Source organism: Acidisphaera sp. L21, assembly GCF_009765685.1.
GTDB lineage: Bacteria > Pseudomonadota > Alphaproteobacteria > Acetobacterales > Acetobacteraceae > LMUY01.
On the sequence record NZ_LMUY01000097.1, the window covers coordinates 1 to 499 of the forward strand.

Below are 499 nucleotides of genomic sequence, written 5' to 3' on the forward strand. Positions count from 1 at the left end.
CTACACCACAAATTCCACCACATTGACGGACACCATCCTTCAGGTCCGCCAACAGATTTAGAATCCCCGCCTGGATCGATAGATCCAAGGCGGAGACCGGCTCGTCACACACGAGCAATTCGGGCCGCAGCACCAGCGCCCGTGCAATGCCGATCCGCTGGCGCTGCCCGCCGCTGAATTCGTGTGGCAGGCGGTTCAACGCCCCGCGCTCCAGCCCCACCCGGTCGAGCAACTCGGCAACCCGCGCCGACCGGTCTGCCACACCATGCACCTTCAACGGCGTTTCCAGCAGCTTGCGCAGCGTCTGCCGTGGGTTCAACGACGCGGACGGATCCTGGAACACCATCTGCATCCGCCGCCGATGCGGCGCCAGCGCCCGACCGCCTAGTGGTAGGATATCCTCCCATCCAGCATCACCCGGCCGGACGCGGCCGGGATGAGCCGCAGCACGGTTTTGCCCAGGCTGGACTTGCCGCAGCCGCTTTCCCGCCCCACCGTC

Annotated in this window: 1 pseudogene; it reads right to left on the reverse strand. The window is 65.9% G+C overall.

The features are described from left to right. Positions 1-499 (reverse strand): annotated as a pseudogene (locus tag GSQ76_RS19800) (ATP-binding cassette domain-containing protein); the annotation flags it as partial.